Below are 22,536 nucleotides of genomic sequence, written 5' to 3' on the forward strand. Positions count from 1 at the left end.
TCCTTGCAACCATTCATTTGCAACACTATCTTTGTACGCATGCCGGAACAGCCCGAACCACTGACCCCTCATGTACTCAACGCCCGCTCATTGCGCGGTCTCGCCCATCCGCTGCGGATGCAGCTGCTGACCGCGCTGCGGCGCAGCGGACCCGCCACCGCCTCCCAACTGGCGGCGAAACTGGGCGAGTCGAGCGGCGCGACCAGCTACCACCTGCGCCAGCTCGCAGCGCACGGGTTCGTGGAGGACGCACCCGGGCACGGCAAGGGGCGGGAGCGCTGGTGGAAGTCGTCCCACGAGGGCGTTGAGTTCAACGACGCCCTGCTCAAGGACCCCGACCCCGCCGTCCGGGGTGCCGCCGACCTGTTCATCCACGAGGTCGCGAACGCCCACACCCGGGAGCTCTCGACCTGGCTCGGCAATCCGACCGACTGGTCCGACGACTGGAACCGCTCCTCGGACCTGAGTGACATGACGCTACGACTGACACCCGAGCGTGCCCTGGAACTGATCCACCGCATGCACGAACTCGTCGACAGCTACCGCGCCCAGGCCCCGGCCGACGGCACCCCGGATACCGAGACAGTGCGCGTCCACACCCACGTCTTCCCCATCCACACGGACTGAGAGGCTGCCGCCCGATGCACCCCGAGCCCTACCTCGCCCCGCACACCCTCCGCGCCGCCGACCTCCGCGCCGAAGCCGACGCCCACCGCCTCGCCCTCGCCGCCAAGCGCCCGCAGGCCCTGCGCACCCGCGTCGGCTGGACCCTCGTAGAGGTCGGCCTGCGTCTGGCGTCGGCACCCCCGAAGCCGCAGCTCACCTGAGGGGCCGCAGGCCCCTCCAGGGGCGCGGGGAACTGCGCGACCAGCCACAACGGCGCCGCAGCAAACCGCCAACCTTCGCGGCGCTCAGCCCACCCGTAGCCGTCGGCTAGACTCCCGCACCAGCAACGGCGGATCCACCTCATGCAGAACCCGCTCCGCAGACCCCGGGTTCGCAATCTCCTCCACCAGCAACCCCACCCCCTCCGTCGCCACCGCGTCGAAGTCCTGCGCCACCGTCGTCAGCGCGGGCTGCTGGAAGCGGGCGGCCGGGATGTCGTCCATGCCCACGACGCTCACGTCGTCCGGGACCCGGCGGCCCCGCTCGTGCAGCGCCCTGACCAGCCCGATCGCCATGTCGTCGTTCGCCACGAAGACCGCGGTCATCGCCTCGTCGTCCGCCAGTCGCAGGCCCGCCTCGTAACCGCTCGCGCAGGACCAGTCGCCCGCCACGGGATCGGCCACGGGGAGGTCCGCCTCGGTCAGCGCCGAGCGCCAGCCGTCCGCACGGTCGCGGGACGCCCACCACTGGCGGGGGCCCGAGACATGACGGATCTCGGTGTGCCCCAGGTCGATGAGGTGCCGGGTCGCCACGTATCCGCTGCGGTCCGACTTCTCCGCCGAGCGGATGCGCCGCGCGGCGACCAGCCCCGGGAAGCGGCCGATGGTGAGGATGGGGACGTCCAGCCAGACCTTGACCGGGCTGCCCTCGTCGATCGCCTCCGACAGCACGATGCCGTCCACGCCCTGCTCCAGGAGGCTGTCGATGGCCTCGGCGGTGCTGTGCTCGTCGTCCTCGGTGGTGTGGGCGACGCTGACCGAGTAGCCGAGCCGGCGCGCCGAACGTTCGATGGCGACGAGCATGGTCATCGGGCCGTAGAGGCGGGTGCCGAGCGAGATGACACCCAGTCGCCGGTTCCGTCCCGAAGTGAGGCTGCGTGCCGCGCCGTTGGGCCGGTAGCCGAGTTGCTGCGCCGCCCGGAGGACACGTTCCCGGAGTTCTTCGCGGACGTACGGCTCGTTGTTCATCACCCGCGAGACCGTCTTCTGGGAGACGCCGGCGAGCCGCGCGACATCGGTGCTCGCGGGTCGTGCGGCGATGCCACGACCGTGGGTGCCGGTCACTGAAGCCCCTCCCGTTTCACGGACTACGCAGTCAGGAATCCGTTGATATCAGTGTGCGGGTTTCTCCTCGTGATCGTCAATCGCCGCAGAAACCCACAGGAAACAGAAGCGACACGAGTATTGACGTCGGCGCGGAACGGGACACAGACTCCGGCCTGACTACGCAGTCATGTGGGAGTCAGGCAGGCAATCGGAGGGGTTATGCGGAGAAGAAGGTTGGCGAAGGCACTGGGAAGTGTTGTCGCGGCAGGCGCGCTGCTGGCGGTACCCATGGCCAGCGCGCAGGCGTACAACCCGACGGGCGGGATCATCTACCAGCTCGGCAACGAACCGTGTCTGAAGGGCCGGTTCAACTGCGCGGTCTACCCGAAGTCGGCGCAGCTGCCGAGCGGGCGGCTGGTCGCGGCGTTCGAGAAGGCCACCGTAGTGACGGCGACGGGCAGCGCCGACAGGGAGACCCTCCCGGTCTACAAGAGCGACGACGACGGGACCTCGTGGCAGCCGCTCGCGGAGGTCAAGGCTCCCGCGTACCTCTCCAGTGATCCCCAGTACGCCAAGTACAAGAGCAACTGGACGAACCCCTACCTCTACGCGCTCCCCCAGGACGTCGGGAACCTGAAGCAGGGCACGCTGCTCCTGGCGACCGTCGTGTCGGGCGACGACGCCTACTACAAGGAGCACAAGGCGGCCGACCCGAACTGGGTACCGTCCAACGACGGGGACCGCAGCGACATCGCGATCGCCCTGTACTCCAGCACCGATGACGGCGCGACCTGGAAGGTCGAGAACGTCGTCGCGAAGGGTGGCTGGCAGGGCGGCAGTGCGGGGGCGGTCGGGACGAACATCGCCGCCGCCAACACGAACAAGCAGGTGGACCCCCTCTGGGAGCCGTACCTGATGGTCCACAAGGGCAAGCTCGTCTGCTACTACTCCGACGAGAACGACTACCTCGGTTTCGACCCGGTCACCGGCGTTCCGACCCTGGACCCCGCGAACGACACCGCCACGGACTCGCACGGCCAGATACTCGCCCACAAGACGTGGAACGGCCGCAGTACGACGGCGTGGAGCGCCCCCGTCGTCGACGTCGCGGGTCTGACCGACACCATGGGTGGCGGCAAGACGGAGATCGGCGGCGGCCGGCCCGGCATGGCGAACGTCGTCCGGACGACGGACGGCAAGTGGCTTCTCCCGTACGAGTACTGGGGCGGCGGAGTCAACACGCGGTACGTGCTCGCCGACGACCCGCTGAAGTTCTTCCTCGGCTCCTCGGGCAACCCCGTCACCTCACTGCCGGTCGACACGGGTTCGCGTCCGCTCGCGACCGGTGGCAGCCCGGTCGTCATCCAGCTTCCCGGTGGGCGGCTGGTCTACAACGCCAGTAACAGCGGCAGCGTCTGGGTCAACGAGAGCGGGCGCAGCAACGGCCAGTGGAAGGAGTACCAGACGACCTCGCCGGGTGCGTACAGCCGCAACCTGCAGTACGTCGAGGGCACTGGTCGCGTCTCGATCCTCAACAACCAGGGCACCTCGGTCATCGCGTTCGCGGAGGTCGACCTGGGCAAGTCGGCGGGCGCCTACTACCAGTTGGTGAACCGCAAGACCAACCAGGTGATCGGCACCGGGAACCACACCAACGACGCGAACCTCGGCAACGGAGACGTTCCCGACGTCCGTCTGGAGGCCCCCGGTTCGGCGGCGAACCCGGACACCCAGTACTGGCACGTGGTGACCGCGCCGAACGGCGGCACGACGCTGCTGAACAAGTCGGGCGGACGCGCGGCGGCCATCTGGACCGGGAACGCGACGGTCGGCCAGCAGATCGGCCAGTGGGTCGACAACAGCGCCACCGGCAGCTGGAACCTCGTCAAGACCGACGACGGCTTCTACAAACTGCAGGCGGCCAAGAACACGAACGTGTACCTGACCGGCGCGACCAACGGCGCCCCGCTGACCCTGCAGACCGCGGCGACGGACGGCTCGCAGGACTGGGAACTGGTCAGGTGAGGTGACAGACGGGGGCGGGGCCGGGGGCTCGGCGGCTGTCTACACGGAAGGGACTGACTCCGGCGCGGTAACGAGCCCCGATAGGGGCGCGGGGCTGTATCTATCAGCGGCTCCGCCGCGGGGCGCGACAAGCCCCCACCCGCCCGCAGCCGAAAACAGCCTCAACAGCTCGGCACCGACCCCCGCCCCGTCTCCAACGCCACCAACGCACTCACCGCACCCTTGAGCGTCGTCACCGGAATCAACCGCAGCCCCTTCGGAAGCTCCGACTCCGCGTCCGAGCACTCCGCCTCCGGCACCAGGAAGACGGTCGCCCCGTCACGCCGAGCGGCCTGCGTCTTCAACGCGACGCCCCCCACCGCCCCGACCGTCCCGTCCGCGTCGATCGTCCCCGTACCGGCGATGGAACGCCCGCCGGTCAGGTCGCCCCCGTTCCCGTCGCCGTCGAGCTTGTCGACGATGCCGAGGGAGAAGAGAAGACCCGCGCTGGGCCCGCCGACGTCGGAGAGCTTGAGGGTGACCTTGATTGTGCCGGAGTCCTCGTCCAGGTACTTCAGGGCCGCCTCGGCCGCCGTGTCCTGGGACTTCTTCATCTCGGCCGCGTTGTGCTCCTCGATCTCCTTGGTGCTGTCGCCGCTCGGGTAGACCGAGTCGCGCGGCATCACGGCCTGGTCGGTACGGAACCAGCCGTCGAGTACGTCACCGAGGCGCACGTGGGTGGCCGGGCCGGTCGCCTCGATGGTCGTCATCCGCAGCTCGCCGCGCGTCTTGCGGGTCGTCGCGCCGGTGATCGTGATGACCGGGTCGCCGTCGTTCGCGCCGAGAACGTTCGCCGTCATACCGGGCTGGGCCACGGCGAACGGCAGCGGCGCGAACGCCGCCGTGGCGAGCAGGGCCACGACGGGCAGGGCACAGACGGCGACGGCCCGGGGGCGCGTGAGGCGAGAGAGCACGAGGTCAATCTAACGTGGGGCCGGATTCCGGCCAGGGGCGGCTGTCCTACCGCCGCTCCCCCGGCGGGACCCTCAGCGCAGCGCCTCGGACACTTCCCGGGCCGCGTCCATGACCCGCGGCCCCACCCGCTCGGGCACCGCGTCGGCGAGCATGACGACCCCCACGCTCCCCTCGACGCCCGTCACGCCGATCAGCGGAGCCGCGGCCCCGCTCGCGCCGGCCTCCAGCTCCCCGTGCGTGAGGGTGTATCCGGGGTCGGTGGCGGGCTGCTGCCGGGCGGAGAGGATGGCCTTGCCGGCCGCGCCGCGCTCCAGAGGGTGGCGGAAACCGGCGCGGTAGGCCACGTGGTAGTCGGTCCAGGTCGGCTCGACGACGGCGACGGCGAGCGCCTCCGTCCCGTCGACCAGGGTCAGGTGGGCGGTCGCGCCTATGTCCTCGGCCAGCGATCTGAGCGCGGGGAGCGCTGCCTCCCGTACGAGGGGATGCACCTGCCGTCCGAGCCGCAGCACCCCCAGCCCGACGCGGGCACGTCCGCCCAGGTCACGGCGTACGAGGGCGTGCTGTTCGAGGGTGGCGAGGAGCCGGTACACGACCGTCCGGTTGACCCCGAGCCGGGTCGAGAGCTCGGTGACGGTCAGCCCGTGGTCGGTGTCGGCGAGCAGCTTGAGGACGCGTAGTCCCCGGTCGAGCGTCTGGGAGGTCTCCGCGGTCACGACGCCCACTCCTTCACGTGGTGAGGTAGGCAGCTCCCTGGCGGCGGATGCGTCGCCGGTCCCGTGGGCGACGCGCGTTCAGAGGCGGCCGGTCGGCGGCGGCCCGGGCTGTTCCGGACACGATCGCTTCACGACTGCGCTCCGCGGCGGCGCTGCCACGGGGCGTGTGCGTTGCGGGGACAGTAGCGAAGGCGGTTCGCTCAGCGGAAGGCCACGTCCAGAATCCGGTCACTCCTCGGTACGGACTGCCGCGCTTCCTCCCGAAATGCACGGCGTGTGTACGGCACCCCACGCCCCCTCACCGGACGCAGGTGACGCCCGTCACCGCATCCGGGTGGCCCACTCCTGCACCTTGGCGATGCGCTGCCGCAACTGCCCTGCGGTGGCCTCGGCGCTCGGCGGCCCGCCACACACACGCCGCAGCTCGGTGTGGATCACCCCGTGCGGCTTGCCGCTCTGATGGGTATAGGCCGAGACCATGGTGTTGAGCTGCTTGCGCAGCTCCAGCATCTCCTTGTGGGAGACCACAGGCCGCCGCTCGGCAGGCAGTTCGAGGAGATCGGCCTCGTCGTCGGGCTTCTTACGGCTGTGCGCGATCTGCCGGGCCTGCCGCTTCTGGAGCAGCAGCTGCACCTGGTCAGGCTCCAGCAGCCCCGGAATCCCGAGGTAGTCCTGCTCCTCCTCGCTCCCCGGGTGCGCCTGCATGCCGAACTCGGCACCGTCGTACAGCACCCGGTCGAAGACGGCGTCGGACTCCAGCGCCTCGAAGGAGAACTGCTCCTGCTCCCCGGTGTCCTCGTCCTCCTCCCGGTTCGCCTCCTCCATCTCCTTCTCGGATTCGGCGTACGGGTCCTCCTCGCCCTCTTTCTTGGGCTTGTCGAGGGCGTGGTCGCGCTCGACCTCCATCTCGTTGGCGAAGGTGAGGAGGTCGGGGACCGTGGGGAGGAACACGGAGGCGGTCTCGCCGCGCCGCCGGGAGCGCACGAAACGTCCGACGGCCTGGGCGAAGAAGAGGGGCGTGGAGATGGTGGTGGCGTAGACCCCGACAGCCAGCCGGGGCACGTCGACCCCCTCGGACACCATGCGGACGGCGACCATCCAGCGGGAGTCGTTGTGGGCGAACTCATCGATGCGGTCGGAGGCCCCGGTGTCGTCGGAGAGGACGACGGTCGCCTTGGTCCCCGTGATGTCGCGGATCAGCTTGGCGTAGGCGCGGGCCTTCTCCTGGTCGGTGGCGATGACGAGCGCCCCCGCGTCCGGGATGCCTTTCCGCACCTCGGTCAGCCGCTTGTCGGCGGCGCGCAGCACACTGGGCATCCACTCGCCGCGCGGATCGAGCGCGGTACGCCAGGCCTGCGAGACGGCGTCCTTGGTCATCGGCTCGCCGAGCCGGGCGGCGATCTCGTCGCCGGCCTTGGTCCGCCACCGCATCTGCCCGCTGTAGGAGAGGAAGATGACAGGCCGCACGACATGGTCGGCCAGCGCGTTCCCGTAGCCGTAGGTGTAGTCGGCGGCGGACCGCCGGATCCCGTCGTTCCCCTCCTCGTACGCCACGAAGGGGATGGGGTTGGTGTCGGAACGGAACGGCGTACCGGTGAGCGCGAGGCGCCGGGTCGCGGGCTCGAAGGCCTCAAGACAGGCCTCGCCCCAGGACTTGGAGTCCCCGGCATGGTGGATCTCGTCGAGGATGACGAGCGTCTTGCGCTGCTCGACGCGATTGCGATGCAGCATGGGCCGCACGCCCACGCCCGCATAGGTCACGGCGACGCCCTGGTACTCCTTGCTGACCGGCCCGGCGCTGTACTCGGGATCGAGCTTGATCCCTATCCGCGCCGCCGCCTCGGCCCACTGCTTCTTCAGATGCTCGGTGGGCGCGACCACGGTCACCTGCTGCACGACATGGTGGTGCAGCAGCCAGGAGGCGAGAGTCAGCGCGAACGTCGTCTTGCCGGCGCCAGGGGTGGCGACCGCGAGAAAGTCGCGCGGTTGCTCCTGGAGGTACCTCTCCATCGCCTTCTGCTGCCAGGCGCGCAGCTTGCTGGCGGTACCCCAGGGGGCACGGCCCGGGAAGGCGGGTGAGAGGTGATGGTTCGAGGCGGCAGTCGTGGCGGTGGTAGTCACGGTCTCCGGTGGTGGGTCGGGCGGCTCTGCGGCGGTTGCAACCACAGCGACGGCTGGGGCTACGTATGACAACCGGGCCACCCTACCGGCGGCCCGGTGCTGTCAACGTGCGTACGACGCGGGGGGAGCCGGGGATGCGACTCAGCTCACAGAGGCCGTGAGGGTCAGCGCGCGAAGCGCGGCAGCTGAGCGGCGATCTTCGGCACATCCAGGGCACCTTGGCAGACGTCGAAGACGAACGCCTCGTCCTCGTCCACGTCGAACTCCGCGTCCAGCGGATGCCCGTTCATGTGCAGGAAGACCCAGGTCGCATACCAGGCGATGCGCTTGTTGCCGTCGATAAGTCCGTGGTTGCGGGCGTTGGACTCCATCAGCGCCGCGGCCTTCTGCCAGACGTCCGGATAGGCGTCCTGCCCGAACACACTCGACTGAGGGCGCGCGAGGGCAGAGTCCAGGAGCCCGAAATCGCGCACGTCGTCCGCCCCGAGCCGCTTCGCAAGGTTCAGCAACTCGGGCAGCGTCAGGTAGTGCATCAGGCGAGCCTCCGGTTCAACTCGCCGCTGGCCTTCAGTACGTGGTCAGCGGCCTCGTTGAACAGCCTCGAATGCTCGTTTACGGCCGCGATCACCGCGTCGTGAGCGAACGCCTGCATGCTGCGCCCCTCCGCTGCCGAACGCTCGCGCAGCGCGTCAAGTTCCTCATCCGAAAACCGCAGGTTCAGTCCAGCCATGCCGCAACGGTACTAAGCGGTACCAGCTGGTGTCACCGCGATTCCACCCGCAGCCGCGTAGTCACCCAAGCCCCCACCAACGCCACCCCCGCCATCGGCAAGAACACGGCGGCGAAGGCGGCCGGATGGGAGCCGCCGCCCGACGCGGCGGAGGCATGGGCCACCGTCCCCCCGCCCAGCGCGGCGAAGGCCGCACCCCCACCCGCCAGCAGCACCACGTTGGACAGCCCGTCGGAGATCTGCAGGGCGGCGGAGTTCGCGCCGGCCTCCTCGGGGGCGGAGAGGTGAAGCAGCAGCACGCTGGTACTGGAGATCACCAGCCCCATCCCGAAGCACCCGAACGCCCACACCACAGCGAGCGTCCACACCGGCACCGCGTCGATCAACACGGCGGGCGCCCCCGCGATCGAGGCGGCGACCAGCACCATCCCGTACGTCATCAGCCGCTCCCGGTACGGCTCCATCCGCGCCCGCGCCTGCAGGGACGACCCGAACGCCCAGGTCACCCCGCCCGCCGCGAGGGAGAAACCGGCCAGCGTCGGCGACAGCCCCCGCTGCGTGACCAGCATCAACGGGATGAAGGACTCGGCGGCGATGAAGGACCCCGCGGCGACCCCACGCAACAGGACGACGGACGGCAACCCGCGCGCGGCCCGATACGTCCCCCGGGGAAGCAGCCCGAGCACGGCCGGCACGAGCAGCGAGACCCCGAGGAGCCCGGGTAGGAGCGAGAACCACTTCAGATCCTGGGCGGCGTACTGAAGCAGCCCGGCACCGAGGGAGATCCCGAGGGCAAGCCGAATACGCCGCCGGTCCCCCTGTTCGTCCCGCTCCCCCTCCTTCACGGCCCCGCCGGCCAGCCGCCGTATCTGGGGCAGCGCGAGGGCCAGTGGAAAGACGACGAGCACCGGAATCCCGACGAACACCCACCGCCAGCCGAGCTGTTCGGTGACGGCACCGGCAGCAAGCGGCCCGACAACGGACGGAACAACCCAACTGGCGGCGAACGCGGCCATGATCGCGGCCCGCAACCGATCCGGATAGGCCCGCCCGACGACGACGTACAGGGAAACGATCACCAGACCGCCGCCCAGCCCCTGCACGGCCCGCCCGGCGATGAACAGCCACATGACCCCGGCGGTCCCGGACAGCACCAGCCCTGCCGCGAAGGCGGCGATCCCCGTGGTCAGCGGCCCCAGCGGCCCCCTGCGGTCGGACCACTGCCCGGCGAGCACCATGCCGAAGAGGCTGGTCGTGAAGTACCCGGAGAACGCGAACGCGTACAGCGACACCCCGTCCAGCTCCCGCGCGGCAACCGGCATCGCCGTCCCCACGGCGGTCGCCTCGAAGGCGATCAGCAGCACGACGGAGACGATCCCGATACTGAGCGCTCGATAGGACCGCCCCACCACTCCCTCGTCGGGTACGGCGGCCGTAGGGATCTCCGCGTCGGCAGGGTCGGCGGCGACGCCGGTGTCGCCCGGTTCCAGGGTGGTCATGAAGGCCAGCGTAAGGGTCATCACCGACCTTGACCCCTGTCGGAGGGAGGGGCCCAACCGAGACCTTGGCCGTACGCCCACCGACCCCTGGTTCATGAACGGCGTGTGGCAGTCCTATTGCAGCCCGCCCGGTTCCCTTGTTCCCCCGCGCGCCTCACCCATACGGTCAAGTCACCAAGTTCGGAACGGACCCACTCCGCTCCAGACCCGGCCGTGTGCCCGAGTGGTTCAGGGATTCGCCTGCAAAGCGAATTACGCGGGTTCGATTCCCGCCACGGCCTCCACGCGCTTGACCAGGCAGAACGAAAACGAGCAGAACGAAAACGAAAGGGCGGCACCCCTTCTGGGGTGTCGCCCTTTTGGCAAGGACAACCGTTCGCCGACCCGGCCCTAACCCGCGGAACAGAGGCCGTCAGCGGGGCAGAACATCGCCCACGTGAAGTTGTAGCCGGCTCGGACGGTCACGGGATTCGGCGTCGGGCCGTCGTTGAGGTAGGACCCCGGGTCGGGTGTCGCGGTGAAGGTGACCGTCGTTCCGACCTCGAAGCTCGCGGTACAGGCACCGGTCGGGTTCGGTGGCGGATCGGTGGTCGTGTACGGGTCCCACGCCGTCGTGTGGCAGTCGATACCGGCGGGCTGGCTGGTGACGGTTCCGCCGCCCCAGCCGTCGGTGATCCATGCGGACAGGTCGGCGGTGGTCTGGGCCTGAACCGGGGTGACGGAGGCGATCGCGGCAGCCGTGGCGAGTGCGGTGACGATTCCCGTCGCGCGCCAGGCGCCCTTTCTGTTCTTCCTCATGGAAGGCTCCTCGGTCGAATGAAGTCGACCCCTGCGACCAGCGTATTCGCTCTCCTGAGTCGCAGCACCCCGCAGTTACAGCACCCCGCCGGTCTCCTTGCCGATCGTCTTCTCGCGGTTCAGGAGCCACAGGGCGAAGGCGAGGGTCGAGACGTCCGCGGTCAGTGGGTAGAGCTTGGCCTCGGGCTCGTTCCACGTGAGGATCGCGCCCGTTGTGCCGTCCAGCACCAGGCTGTTGTCCTCGGCGCTCCGGCCCACCCGGCCCAGTCGGATCAAGTCGCCTGCCCCCTGCGGGAGTTCGGCTGCCATGTACTCGTCCGCGCAGTACTCCGCGAGCGTCGGCAGGGGTATGTCCGTGTCCGTTTGGAAGAGGAAACCGTCCTCCGGGAGCCCCGTGCCGCTCAGGAAGCGGCGGGTCGGCTCATGGGTGAGCGGTGCCGGGAAGTCGACGTCCTCGAAGCGGGCCACCTTGCCGTGGCCGAACTCCCGCTCCAGGAGCCGGGCGGGCAGCTCCAGGGCCAGCCCCGACCCCGTGCCGGGGCGGGCCGTCCGGGTCTGTGAACCGAACCGGACCTCGGGGGAAGCGAGTTGACCGCGCGCCGCGGCCATCTCCTCCGTCGCCGCCGCGAACCGCAGCAGGGCCTCCAGGGACGGGGCCGCCGGGCGCCCCTCCGTCGAGGTGGGGCGGTCGTGCAGGAAGTACGTCGTGGGCGTCTCTCCCATCGCGCCGTCGAGCGGAACCGAAGCCTTCTTCGCGCCCGTCGAGTCCAGAACCGTCCGCGGAATCGCGCTGCGCAGCGCGCCGAACCTCACCATGCCCTTGCCTGCCGGCAGCCCCACGCGCGTCAGCGACTCGTTCCTGGTCAGAGTGATCGTCGTGCTCATGGTTTCCCCCGCGCATGGTTGTTCACGGTCCCCCGGGCGCAACGTCGAAAACGTCCGCTGCCCGGCAGGCCCTCCCACTACAAAGAACACTACGCGGCACCACTGACAACGACCCCTGACCTGGGACGAAACCCGATCTCAGCCGTTCAGTCACGCACCGCTCAGCCGAAGTACACGCCGCCCGCGACCACCACGACCGCCGCCACCACGAACAGCAGCACCCACGCCAGCACCTTGCCCGGAGTCGGGCCGGGTTCGAAGCGAGGCGGTTCCTCCGGAGTCGGGGCCGGAGTCGGAGTCGTCATGTCGCCGTCACCACAGCCGCCTGCGGGCGGATCGGCAGCCGGTTCACCGGACGGCCCGTCGCCGCCCGTACCGCCGAGGCGATGGCCGCCGGGGACGTCACCACCGGTACCGCGCTCGCCGCCTTCGCGCCGAAGGGGGCGACCACGTCCCGTTCCTCGACCAGCTTGACGATGCGGATGTCCGGGGCGTCCAGGGCGGTCGGGAGGGCGTAGCCCGTGAGGTCGGGGTGGCGGATCACACCGCGTGCGGAGCGCAGGTTCTCCGTGAGCGCGATGCCGACGCCCTGGGTGACGCCCGCCTCGATACGGGCCGCCAGCTGCGCGGGGTTCAGGACCCGGCCCACGTCCTGGGCGAGCGCGACCTCCACCACCCGTACCGAGCCCAGCTCGATGTCGACGTCGACCACCGCGCGGATCGCGCAGAAGGCGAGGCCCACGAAGGCGTCGCCCTGGCCCGCCTCGTCCAGCGGCTCCGTGGGGTGGGGGCGGCACTGGGCGGTGGCCCACAGTTCCTTGCCGTCCAGCGCCTCCGTCACCGTGGTCGACAGGACACCGTCGTACGAGGTGATCTTGCCGTCGGTGATCTGGAGGAGCTCCGTGGACATGCCGAACTTGTGCGCCAGGGGCTGGAGGAGCTGGGTGCGGACCATCTTCGCCGCGCGTTCCACCGCGCCGCCCGACACCCAGGTGTGGCGGCCGCGGGCGCCCGGTCCGGCCGGGGGCTGGTCGGTGTCGACGGGGGCCACGTGGACCTCGTCGATGCCCAGCGTCTCCTGGACGATCTGGCGGGCCAGGGTGGTGAAGCCCTGGCCTGTCTCCACGGCCGCGCACAGGACCGTGGCGATGCCGTCGTGGACCTTGACGGTGGCCGTCGAGACCTCGTCGGCGCCCTCGGCGCCGAGCATGTGGACCATGCCCAGGCCGTAGCCGACGCCCCTGCGGACGGCGCCGGGTTCACCGGCTCCCTCCGGGCCGCCCGGGAGCAGCCACTCGTCCTCGGGGGTGTCCTTGGGCAGCGCGGGGAGCGGGAAGTCCCGTACCGCCTGGAGGAGTTCGGCGACCGGGGCCGGGCAGGTCACGGACTGGCCGGTCGGCAGGACGTCGCCGGTGGCCATCGCGTTGCGCAGGCGCAGCTCGGCCGGGTCGACGCCGAGTTTCTTCGCGAGCTTGTCCATCTGGGCCTCGTAGGCCGCGCAGACCTGCATCGCGCCCTCGCCGCGCACATGGCCGGAGGGGGGGTTGTTGGTGCGGACCGCCCAGCCCTCGATGAAGGCGTTGGGGACGACGTAGGGGCCGCAGGCGAAGGAGACAGCCGCCGCGAGGGCCTCGGACGACGTGTCCGCGTACGCGCCCGCGTCGAGCAGGATCTGCGCCTCGACCTTCACCAGCTTGCCGTCGGTGTCCGCGTGGTGGCGGTAGCGGAGGAGGGTGGGGTGGCGGTGGACGTGGCCGAGGAAGGACTCCTCACGGGTGGCCGTCAGTTTCACCGGGCAGCCCGTTTTCAACGCGAGCAGGCCGAGCGGGAGCTGGAAGCCCTGGTCCTCGCGGTCGGCGGTGGCGCCGGGGACTCCCGTGACGACCACCTTCACGCGCTCCGGCTCCAGGCCGTAGCAGGCGGCAGCCGCGTCACGGTCGCCGTGCGGGTCCGTCGACGCCAGGTACAGCTCCACGCCGCCGTCGGGACGCGGTACCGCGAGGCCCGCCTCCGCGCCGATGGGGGCCGGGTCCTGGCGGCCGATCCGGTAGAGGCCCTCGACGACGATCTCGCCGGCCGCCTCCGGGTCGCCGTGGCGCAGCGGGATGTGCCGGATCAGGTTGCCGTCGGGGTGCAGCGGTTCGGCCTCGAAGGCCTGCTCGGGGTCGGTCACCGGGTCGAGTACTTCGTACTCGACGGTGATCGCCGCCGCTGCCATGCGCGCGGTGTCCGGGTGGTCGGCGGCGACCGCGGCGATGGGCTCCCCGTGGTGGCGTACGACGTCGGAGGCGAACATCGGGCGGTCGGCCCGGCCACGCCCGTGCAGCGCCACGCCGGGCACGTCCTCGTGTGTGACGACGGCCCGTACGCCGGGCATCTCACGCGCGTGGGCGGTGTCGATGGAGAGGATGCGCGCGTGCGGGTGCGGTGATCTCAGTACGGCGGCCCACAGCAGGCCCTCGGCCCACAGGTCGGCCGCGTACGGGAACGTGCCCTCCGTCTTGGCGCGCGCGTCGGCGGGCGGCAGCGACACGCCGAGGCCGTGCGGGAGTGCCTCCGCGTCGGGGGCGGCCTCCGCGGCCGTGGTCGCGGTGGCGGCTTCGTTGCTCACGTCTGGCCTCCGTCCTGGCCGTACGCCGGGTCGTTCGCGTGCGCCTGGTCATGGGCGTGCGAGTCGTGGTTGCGGGCGGGCTCGAAGCCCGGGGCGTCGAACGCGGAGGGGTTGACCCCGCCCGCGCCCGGTCCGGCCTGGTGCGGGATGCGTGCCTCGCCGTCCTCCGCGTCGGCGTCGGCGGCGTGCGCCTCGCGCTCGGCGACGACCTCGCGGACCGCCTCCAGGACGCCCCGATAGCCGGAGCAGCGGCACAGGTTGCCGCACAGGGCCTGGCGTGTCTCCAGGTCGGTCGGGGCGGGGTTGCCCTCCAGGAGGTCGTGCACGGTCATCGCCATCCCGGGGACGCAGAAACCGCACTGCACCGCACCGCACTTGGCGAGCGCCCGCTGCACGTCCGAGGGCTGTCCGTCGGCGGCCAGGCCCTCCACGGTGCGCACCTCGCTGCCGGCGGCGGTGACCGCGGGCACCAGGCAGGAGGCGACGAGCCGCCCGTCCACCTGGACGTTGCAGGCCCCGCACTCGCCCTGGGAGCAGCCGTCCTTGGCGCCGGCGAGGCCGAGCCGTTCGCGCAGGACGTAGAGCAGCGACTCGCCGATCCAGGCGTCGGTGACGGGCCGGTCGGAGCCGTTGACGCGCAGGACGTAGGAGGCGAGGGGGTGTTCCTCGCCGGGCACGCCCGGGGTGTCGTCGGTCCGGTCGGACTCGTCGGCCGCTCCGGGCGCCTCCTCGGTCGCCGCGGCACCGGGTGCCTCGGTGTCCGCGTCCGGCTCGCCCGCGTCGCCCTCCACAGGCTGCTCAGCGGCCTCCGGCGAGGTTTCCGGGCCGGTGGCCGGGTCGGGCTCCGCGGTGGCGTCAGCGGGGCCGTCAGGGCCTTCGGCGGGGTCGTGCGCGGGGTCGGCGGGGTCTTGGTCCTCGTCGGCGGCCACGTGACCGGCTTCGGCTGCCGGGTGACCGGAGTCGTCGCCCGGGTGACCGATCCCGTCGGCCGTGCGACCGGCGCCGCCCGTTTCGTGCGCGGTTTCGGGCGCGTACGTCGTTCCCGCGCCCATCGTTCCGCCTGGCTCCGGGGCGGGCTCCGGCTCGGGTCCGGGCGCCCAGGACTGGCCCGCCCCCTCCGTCGCCCAGGGCGCGGGCGCGCCGCCGGGAAGCGTGGCGGGCGGGGTGCCGCCCCACTGCTCGACCAGGGCCGACGTACTGAACTCGCCGGATTCGTCCGGGATGTCACCCCCGGCGACGGGAATCCGCCACTCCCCGGTCACCTCGCGGCCCGGGGCCTCCGGGGCCACGGCCTCCGGGGCGCCGGTTCGCTGGTCGAAGTTCCACTGTCCCGTGGAGCTCTGCTCGTAGGTGAACCCGTCGTACTGCGGGGCCTCCTGGCGTCCCGCGTTCGGGTCCGGCCAGTGGGCGCCGCCGGGAGGCGCGGACGGCGGCCCCCAGACGTCCGGCGCGCCCTGGATCTCGCCCTCCGGGCCCGGCGCTGCCGCTATCTGCGGGGGCACGTACCCGTGTCCGGGCGCGGCCAGCGGGCTGTCTACGGAGGCCAGGAGCGCGTCGATGCCCCCTTCGGGGAGCTTCACGAAGGCGGTGGCACCGTCGTCGTAGTCACCCTGGGGCAGCGGGTCCCAGCGGCCTCCGCCACGGGGGGCGCCCTCGGCGCCCGGGTCGTCGGGTGGCCCCCCGCGCCGGTCGCCGTACTGGTCGTCGCTGTACTGGTCGTCGGTCACGAAAGTGCCCTCCCCAGTGCTCGTCGGGCCAGTGCGGCGACGGTGCGCCGCAGGTGCAGTACGGCGGGCGGAAGCGGTGTTACGGAGCCGTCCACCTCAGGGGCCGGATCGGGGATGCAGGCCGCCGCGACGTACTCCCCGAAGGCACCCAGTGCCTCCGGGACGATCGTGCGGTTGTTGTCCCAGTCGATGAGCCGGGCGACCCACTGCTCGGCGTCCAGGGGGCGCAGCGGCATCGGCGCTATGGCACCGACGGCGCACCTCACTCCGCGCCGGGCGGGGTCGAGGACGAGGGCGACGGACGCGAGGGCGCGCCCGGGGCCGGTCCGTCCGGTGGCCTTCAGGAAGACCTGGGGCGCGTGCAGCAGGGGCACGCGCACGAAGCCGATGAGTTCACCGGCGCGCAGCAGTTCCACGCCGGCCAGCAGGTGCGACACCGGGATCTCGCGGCGGGCGCCACCGGGGCCCGCGATGATCAGCGTCGCCTCCAGGGCGGCCAGCACGGGAAGCGCGTCCCCGGTGGGGGCGGCCGTGGCGATGTTGCCGCCCAGGGTGCCGGCGTTGCGGATCTGCGGCGGGCCCGCGGCACGCGCGGAGGCGGCCAGGGCCGGGATCAGGGCGGCGAAGTCGGGGCGGCCCATCCGCGCGTGGGTGAGGCCGGCGCCGAGCAGGGCGTGGCCGTCCTGGTACTGCCAGCCGCGGATCTCGCTGATCCGGCCGAGGCCGACGAGCGCGGCGGGCCTGAGCTGCCCGGAGTTGACGGTGGCCATGAGATCGGTGCCGCCCGCCACGGGTACGGCGGCCGGCATGGCGGCGAGCGCCGCGACGGCCTCGTCCAGCGAGGCGGGCAGCGTCACGGCCTGCGCCGCCTGCGGTGCGTGCGTGGTCAAACCGGCTGCCCCTTCCCGCTGCCCCACCTGGTCCCACCTGTGTTGCCGTACGGTACGTGCTGACAGGGCGGACGTGGCAACTCTGGCACATTCTCGCGAGACCCGAACGCAGGGGTCCGCTAGGAGGCATTCGCCCCTCTCACCAGGGGGATGGTCCGTTTTCGCACGGCATCGCCGATCACTTCCGTTTGACACTCTTCGGTAACTCTTGTGTGCGTTTTTCCTCGTGGGGGCAGAGTTCCGGGGCATGCGCGCAAGGACACGCCGCTTCCCGGGCCGTCTCACACGTTCGGGGGCGATCCCTCGATCGGGCGTCCGGCAACTCCCGGCCGCTGCTGCCACGGACGTGGTCCCGCGGGCGGCCGATAGCTGACGCCGAGGGCGTCAAGTCGCCGGTAATGGGCGGTCATCCGGCGTTCGAAGCCGGCGAAGTCCCGTTCGGCGGACGCCGGCAGGGCACTCCAGGCGACCTCCGCGAAGGCGGCCAGGCGCGGGAAGGCCTGGTAGTCCACGCGCCCGGCGTCCTCCATCACCTCGGTCCACAGGTTGGCCTGGGTGCCGAGGACGTGCCGCGCCTCCTCGGGGCCCAACTCCGGTGGAACCGGCTCGAAGCGAAAGACATCCTCAAGGGTGCGGACGTACCCGATAGGGACGGGTTCGTCGGCACCGTCGTGCTGACGGTGGTCCAAGTACACCTGCTGCTCGGGGCACATGACGACGTCGTGACCCGCGCGCGCGGCCGTGATGCCGCCCGCGTATCCGCGCCACGAGGACACGGCCGCACCGGGGGCGAGTCCGCCCTCCAGGATCTCGTCCCAGCCGATGAGCCGGCGCCCGCGCGCGGCGAGCCACTTGTCGAAGTGCCCGATGAACCACGACTGGAGCCCGTCCTCGTCGCCGACCCCGAGTTCCCTGATGCGGGCCTGAGCGGTGGGCGACTCCCGCCACTGCTCCTTCGCACACTCGTCGCCACCGACGTGAATGAACTCCCCCGGGAACAGCCCGAGGACTTCCTCGAAGACGCCCTCGTAGAAGCGCAGGGTGTTGTCAGTGGGGGCGAGTACGTTTTTGTTGATGCCCCAGGTGTCCCAGACGGAGAGGGAGGTCGTGTCGATGACGTCTGTGTTGCCGAGTTCCGGATACGCGGCGATGGCGGCCTGCGAGTGCCCCGGTACGTCGATTTCGGGGACCACGCTGATATGCCGCTCGGCGGCGTAGGCGACGATCTCGCGGATGTCGTCCTGGGTGTAGAAGCCCCCGTGCGGCTTCTCCTCCCAGAGCGGTGAGGCACGGTGGCCGAATTTGGTGCGTGCACGCCAAGAACCGACCTCGGTCAGCTTCGGGTACCGCTCGATCTCGACGCGCCAGCCCTGGTCGTCCGTCAAGTGGAAGTGGAAGACGTTGAGTTTGTGGGCGGCCATCAGGTCCAGGTAACGCAGGACGCCGTCCTTGGGCATGAAGTGCCGGGCCACGTCGAGCATGAGGCCGCGCCAGCGGAATCGAGGGCTGTCCTCGATGCTCTGGTGCGGGATTGCGTGGGTGACGCCGGGCCGTACGGGAGCCCGCCGGAAGGCGTCGGGACCGAGCAGCTGACGCAGCGTCTGCGCCCCCCAGAAGACTCCGGCAGCGCTGCCGCCCCGGATCTCGACACCCCGGTTGATGATGACGTCGAGCCGGTACCCCTCCGGTTCCAGGGTGTCGTCGAGGCGCAGCCGTACAGAGTTGCGGCTCTCCTGCGGCCCGGGCGGCAGCGGCAGTCCGAGCGCCGGACCGAGGGTGGAGCGCAGCCAGCGTTCCGTGGTGCCCGTACCGGGAGCCGCCCACAGGGCGGTGTCCTGGTCGAGCACGACAGCACAGCGCATGGGACCCTCCACGGCCCGCGGCGCCGGAATCACATCCGTCGTCGAACTCACGTCAGCCACCTCAGTCACGTCAGTCCTTTACCGCTCCACCGAGCCCCGACACCAGTCGGCGCTGTACGAGTACGAAGAACACCAGCACCGGAATCGTCATCACCGTGGAGGCCGCCATCACGCCGCCCCAGTCCGGGTCGTCGGGCTTGTAGAAGACCAGCAGGGCCATCGGCAGCGTCGACTGGGAGGTGTCGCTGATGATGAACGACTTGGCGAACAGGAAGTCGTTCCAGGCCGAGATGAAGGAGAACACGCTCGTGGCCACCAACCCCGGGAAGACCAGCGGGAAAAGGATCTGCCACAGGAATCGCGACCGGCTCGCCCCGTCGATGTAGGCGGCCTCCTCCAGCGCCTCCGGAACGGCCTTCACAAAGCCCCGCAGCATCCAGATCGCGAAGGGCAGCGAGAAGGCGATGTGCGGCAGGATCAGGGCGCCCAGCGTGTTCAGCTGCCCGAAGTCCCGCATGAGGAAGAACAGCGGGATCGTGAGCGCCTCCACGGGCACCATCTGGGCCACCAGGAACATGATCAGCAGGGTGGTCCGGAAACGGAACCGGAATCGGGTCACGGCGGTCGCCGCGAGAAACGCGATCAGCGCCGAGACGACGACCACCGAGCAGGCGACCACAAGGCTGTTGAGAAAGTACCGGCCGAATTCCTGCTGCCCGAAGACGCGCCGGAAGGAGTCCAGGGAGGGGTCCAGCGTCCAGGGCCTCGGCTCGGTCGACTCGATCTCACCGGCCGGTTTGAAGGCGCTGAGCACCATCCAGTAGAGGGGGAAGGCGACGACGGCCGCGATCAGCAGCGCCGACACCTCGGCGGCCAGCCGCCAGGGCCGCCGTACGAAGCGCTGAAGCCCTCGGACGCCTCGGCCACCTTCGACAACGTTGCCGGACATCACAGCTCCTCCCCCTGCCTGCGCAGCAACCGCAGGTACACGAGCGTCACGGCCAGCAGGATCAGCAGCATCACGATCCCGATCGCCGAGCCGAGGCTGTACTGGGAGGAGGCGAAGGCCTGTTGGTAGGCGTACACGTTGAGGGTGAGGTTCTGGCCGGCGATGCCGCCCCCGTTCGTCATCACGTAGATCTGGGTGAAGACCTTGAAGTCCCAGATGACCGACTGGATGGTGACGACCACCAGGATCGGCCGGAGCATCGGCGCCAGCACCGAGCGCCAGATGCGCAGTTGGGAGGCACCGTCCAGGGCCGCGGCCTCCAGCACCTCGGACGGGACGGCGCGGATGCCCGCGTACACCGTGACCATCACGAACGGGAAGGAGCACCACACCACTTCGAGCAGGACGAGGAGGAAGGCGCTCAGCCGGCCGTACGTCCATGAGTGGTCGCCCAGGCCCAGTACCCGGTTGACCGGCCCGAAGTCGGGGTCGAAGAGGAGCAGCCAGACCGTGGACCCGGTGACCGCGGGAGTCGCCCACGCGCCGAGCGCCGCCAGCATCAACGCCAGCCGGGGCAGGGCACGGACACGAGTCAGCAGAACGGCGAGCGCACAGCCGACCCCGAGCGTGGACACCACACAGGCCGCCGCAAAGACGACCGTCGCCAGCAGCACCTGCCAGAACTGCCGGTCGGAGAAGATCTCCCGATAGTTGGCGAGCCCCTCAAAGGTGGTCGGCTTACCACCACTGACCTGCGCCTGCGTGTACTCGAAGAACGAGATCAACCCGAGCTGATAAATGGGGTAAAGGAGCAACCCCCCAAGGACGACAAGAGCAGGGGCGAGATACAACCAAGGGGCACTGGACCGACGAAAGGGGCGCGGGGCTGTTCTGGATTTGCGGCTACCGCCGCGTGGGCGCGACAAACCCCCACCCACCCGCACCCGCACACGATCCGCACCCCCCACCCGGGAAGGCGCCGTCACCCGAGGCTGCCAAACGCCGCGTCCATCTTCTTCGCCGCCTCCGTAGAAGCCGCCGCGACATCCTTCTTGCCGCTGACGATCTCCTGAAGCATCGTCGGCAGGACCAGCGAGGAGTCGATCTGGGCCCACGCGGGCGACGCCGGCACGAACTTGGTGCCCGCGGCGAGGGTCTCGACGAAGGGCGCGACATACGGCTGCTTCTTGGCGACGACGGAACGCACGTCGCTGAACGTCGGCAGGAAGCCCATGGCGTCGAAGAGCTGGGTCTGTGTCTGCTTCGAGGCGAGCTGTTCCATGAGGTCTACGGCGAGCGTGCGGTGCGAAGTGCTGTTCAGCACACCGAGGTTGTTCCCGCCCGCGAACGCCGGTGCCACCGAGCCGGCCTCGACACCGGGCAGCGGGACGACCGCGTAGTCGCCCTTCACCTTCCCGGCCTCGACCGCCGCGTGGTTGAAGTCGCCGCCGATCGCCATACCGGCCTTGCCCGCGGCGAAGGCGGTGATCGTGTCGTTGCCGCCCATGCCCGCGCACTTGGCGGCGGGGCAGTTGTCGTCGCCGAAGAGGGAGGTGTAGGCCTTGATGCCCTTCTGGGAGGCGGCGGTGTCGATGGCGGAGGCGTACGAACCGCCCCGCCCGGTGGCGAGTTCGCCGCCGTTGGCCCAGACGAAGGGCATCGCGCCGTAGGTGAAGGCGCCGCCGACCACGAGCCCGTACAGGTCGGGCTTGGCCGCGCGGATCTCGTGGGCGGTGTCCGTCAACTCGGCCATGGTCTTGGGGACTTCGAGGCCGAGTTCCTTGAAGATGTCGGTGCGGTAGTAGAGGGCCCGGACGCCCACGAAGAAGGGGGCGCCGTAGACCTTGCCGTCGACGGTGACGGACTGACGGGCGGTCGGGTCGGTGTCCGCCGCCTCGTCCCAGGCCGCGAACTCCTTGCTGACGTCGAGGAGTCCGCCGTCGTGGACGTAACCGGCGGTGTCCGTGTTGCCGTACTCGATGACGTCGGGGGCGCTCTTCGGGTCGTTGAAGGCGGCCTTGATGCGCTGGGCACGGGTCTCGACGGGTATGTACTCGACCTTGACGTCGGCGCCCTTGTGGGACTTCTCGAAGGCGTCGACGACCGACGTGACGACCTTCTCCTTGGGGGTGTTGCCGACCTCCTGGAAGAGCCAGACGCGCAACGTGCCGGTCTGCTCGTCCTGGCCGGAGGAGGAGTTGTCGGAGGTCTCGGGGGCACAAGCGGTGGCGGTGAGCCCGGCGAGAGCCAGAGCGGCCACGGAGGCGACCAGTCGGGCAGATCGGACAGGGAGCTTCATCTGGCGTTTCCTCCGGTGAAAGCGTTGCAACATACGCAATGGACGTTTCGCTCTGCACAACACCACGGAGGTTATGGACTACAGGGACATGGCCACAAGAGGTCTTGACCACGTCTCCACCACTCTGTGACCGGCCGACGCACCCTGTGCAACGCTAGAGCGCGCAAAGGTCCCCAGGGCGCGTCAAAACGCACCCGGAGGACCTTGCTCAACCGGACGACCGGCTCACACGGGCCTACTTCTTGCCGTCGCCCTTGCCCTCGTCGCCGCCGGCGCCCATGGACTCGTAGATCTCCTTGCACATGGGACACACCGGGTATTTCTTCGGGTCGCGGCCCGGTACCCAGACCTTGCCGCACAGCGCCACGACGGGAGTCCCGTCGAGGGCGCTCGCCATGATCTTGTCCTTCTGGACGTAGTGGGCGAAGCGCTCGTGGTCGCCGTCGCCGTGCGAGGTCTGCGGCGCCGGTTCGACGAGGGTCCCCGTACCAGTCCCGCGCTGGGGCTGGGTCTCAGGCTCAAGAGTGCTCATAACCGCCAAG

Annotated in this window: 21 protein-coding genes and 1 tRNA gene; 4 read left to right on the forward strand and 18 right to left on the reverse strand. The window is 70.3% G+C overall.

Annotated elements, in window-relative coordinates:
- Positions 1-39 precede the first annotated feature (39 nt).
- Both ACH4TV_RS07425 and ACH4TV_RS07430 read left to right on the forward strand, forming a co-directional pair.
- Complete coding sequence (locus ACH4TV_RS07425) at positions 40-627, forward strand: ArsR/SmtB family transcription factor (protein ID WP_398395096.1); 588 nt, start codon at positions 40-42, stop codon at positions 625-627.
- A gap of 14 nt (positions 628-641) precedes the next feature.
- Complete coding sequence (locus ACH4TV_RS07430) at positions 642-827, forward strand: hypothetical protein (protein ID WP_398395098.1); 186 nt, start codon at positions 642-644, stop codon at positions 825-827.
- Positions 828-911: 84 nt separating this feature from the next.
- On the opposite strand, the gene ACH4TV_RS07435 is transcribed toward ACH4TV_RS07430, so the two are convergent.
- Positions 912-1,949, reverse strand: a complete 1,038-nt coding sequence (locus ACH4TV_RS07435) for a LacI family DNA-binding transcriptional regulator (RefSeq protein ID WP_398395100.1) — start codon at positions 1,947-1,949, stop codon at positions 912-914.
- A 201-nt stretch (positions 1,950-2,150) separates the two neighbouring features.
- Between ACH4TV_RS07435 and ACH4TV_RS07440 the strand changes: the two genes are divergently transcribed.
- Entirely contained in the window at positions 2,151-3,956 is a 1,806-nt protein-coding gene (locus ACH4TV_RS07440) for an RICIN domain-containing protein (protein ID WP_398395101.1), read from the forward strand.
- Positions 3,957-4,117: 161 nt separating this feature from the next.
- On the opposite strand, the gene ACH4TV_RS07445 is transcribed toward ACH4TV_RS07440, so the two are convergent.
- From ACH4TV_RS07445 to ACH4TV_RS07470, 6 genes are all read right to left on the reverse strand, one after another.
- Positions 4,118-4,909, reverse strand: a complete 792-nt coding sequence (locus ACH4TV_RS07445) for a S16 family serine protease (protein WP_398395103.1) — start codon at positions 4,907-4,909, stop codon at positions 4,118-4,120.
- Between the two features lie 72 nt (positions 4,910-4,981).
- Positions 4,982-5,623, reverse strand: coding sequence for an IclR family transcriptional regulator (locus ACH4TV_RS07450; RefSeq protein ID WP_105974336.1), 642 nt, complete (start codon positions 5,621-5,623; stop codon positions 4,982-4,984).
- A gap of 321 nt (positions 5,624-5,944) precedes the next feature.
- Positions 5,945-7,744: a DEAD/DEAH box helicase gene (locus tag ACH4TV_RS07455; RefSeq protein ID WP_398395105.1), complete on the reverse strand. Its 1,800-nt coding sequence runs from the start codon at positions 7,742-7,744 to the stop codon at positions 5,945-5,947.
- Between the two features lie 164 nt (positions 7,745-7,908).
- Positions 7,909-8,277 carry a type II toxin-antitoxin system death-on-curing family toxin gene (locus tag ACH4TV_RS07460; protein WP_398395107.1) on the reverse strand — a complete coding sequence of 123 codons (369 nt, stop codon included), beginning with the start codon at positions 8,275-8,277 and terminating at the stop codon, positions 7,909-7,911.
- On the reverse strand, positions 8,277-8,474 hold the full coding sequence (locus ACH4TV_RS07465) for a hypothetical protein (protein ID WP_398395109.1): 198 nt from the start codon (positions 8,472-8,474) through the stop codon (positions 8,277-8,279). Before ACH4TV_RS07465 ends, ACH4TV_RS07460 begins: the two co-directional genes overlap by 1 nt.
- A gap of 32 nt (positions 8,475-8,506) precedes the next feature.
- Entirely contained in the window at positions 8,507-9,973 is a 1,467-nt protein-coding gene (locus ACH4TV_RS07470; RefSeq protein WP_398395111.1) for an MFS transporter, read from the reverse strand.
- A 209-nt stretch (positions 9,974-10,182) separates the two neighbouring features.
- On the opposite strand from ACH4TV_RS07470, the gene ACH4TV_RS07475 reads away from it, so the two are divergent.
- Positions 10,183-10,257, forward strand: a tRNA-Cys gene (locus ACH4TV_RS07475).
- Between the two features lie 106 nt (positions 10,258-10,363).
- Here the strand turns inward: ACH4TV_RS07475 and ACH4TV_RS07480 are convergent.
- From ACH4TV_RS07480 to ACH4TV_RS07530, 11 genes are all read right to left on the reverse strand, one after another.
- Positions 10,364-10,771 carry a hypothetical protein gene (locus tag ACH4TV_RS07480; protein ID WP_398395113.1) on the reverse strand — a complete coding sequence of 136 codons (408 nt, stop codon included), beginning with the start codon at positions 10,769-10,771 and terminating at the stop codon, positions 10,364-10,366.
- A gap of 75 nt (positions 10,772-10,846) precedes the next feature.
- Positions 10,847-11,656: an SUKH-4 family immunity protein gene (locus ACH4TV_RS07485; protein WP_398395115.1), complete on the reverse strand. Its 810-nt coding sequence runs from the start codon at positions 11,654-11,656 to the stop codon at positions 10,847-10,849.
- Between the two features lie 161 nt (positions 11,657-11,817).
- Positions 11,818-11,961, reverse strand: coding sequence for a hypothetical protein (locus ACH4TV_RS07490; protein WP_398395117.1), 144 nt, complete (start codon positions 11,959-11,961; stop codon positions 11,818-11,820).
- Positions 11,958-14,267 (reverse strand): xanthine dehydrogenase family protein molybdopterin-binding subunit, encoded by a 2,310-nt coding sequence (locus ACH4TV_RS07495; RefSeq protein ID WP_398395119.1) that lies wholly within the window; start codon positions 14,265-14,267, stop codon positions 11,958-11,960. Before ACH4TV_RS07495 ends, ACH4TV_RS07490 begins: the two co-directional genes overlap by 4 nt.
- Positions 14,264-15,994, reverse strand: coding sequence for a 2Fe-2S iron-sulfur cluster-binding protein (locus tag ACH4TV_RS07500; protein WP_398395121.1), 1,731 nt, complete (start codon positions 15,992-15,994; stop codon positions 14,264-14,266). The genes ACH4TV_RS07495 and ACH4TV_RS07500 overlap by 4 nt, the downstream gene beginning before the upstream one ends.
- Positions 15,991-16,884 (reverse strand): FAD binding domain-containing protein, encoded by an 894-nt coding sequence (locus tag ACH4TV_RS07505; RefSeq protein WP_398395123.1) that lies wholly within the window; start codon positions 16,882-16,884, stop codon positions 15,991-15,993. The genes ACH4TV_RS07500 and ACH4TV_RS07505 overlap by 4 nt, the downstream gene beginning before the upstream one ends.
- A 281-nt stretch (positions 16,885-17,165) precedes the next feature.
- Positions 17,166-18,806 carry a beta-N-acetylhexosaminidase gene (locus ACH4TV_RS07510; RefSeq protein ID WP_398395416.1) on the reverse strand — a complete coding sequence of 547 codons (1,641 nt, stop codon included), beginning with the start codon at positions 18,804-18,806 and terminating at the stop codon, positions 17,166-17,168.
- A gap of 10 nt (positions 18,807-18,816) precedes the next feature.
- Positions 18,817-19,695 carry a carbohydrate ABC transporter permease gene (locus ACH4TV_RS07515; protein ID WP_398395125.1) on the reverse strand — a complete coding sequence of 293 codons (879 nt, stop codon included), beginning with the start codon at positions 19,693-19,695 and terminating at the stop codon, positions 18,817-18,819.
- Positions 19,695-20,645 (reverse strand): carbohydrate ABC transporter permease, encoded by a 951-nt coding sequence (locus ACH4TV_RS07520; RefSeq protein ID WP_398395127.1) that lies wholly within the window; start codon positions 20,643-20,645, stop codon positions 19,695-19,697. The genes ACH4TV_RS07515 and ACH4TV_RS07520 overlap by 1 nt, the downstream gene beginning before the upstream one ends.
- Positions 20,646-20,677: 32 nt before the next feature.
- Complete coding sequence (locus ACH4TV_RS07525; RefSeq protein WP_398395129.1) at positions 20,678-21,994, reverse strand: extracellular solute-binding protein; 1,317 nt, start codon at positions 21,992-21,994, stop codon at positions 20,678-20,680.
- A gap of 235 nt (positions 21,995-22,229) precedes the next feature.
- On the reverse strand, positions 22,230-22,526 hold the full coding sequence (locus ACH4TV_RS07530; RefSeq protein WP_398395131.1) for a DUF3039 domain-containing protein: 297 nt from the start codon (positions 22,524-22,526) through the stop codon (positions 22,230-22,232).
- Between the last annotated feature and the right edge of the window lie 10 nt (positions 22,527-22,536).

The sequence above is a fragment of the Streptomyces sp. NPDC020898 genome (assembly GCF_044333925.1).
Taxonomy (GTDB): domain Bacteria; phylum Actinomycetota; class Actinomycetes; order Streptomycetales; family Streptomycetaceae; genus Streptomyces.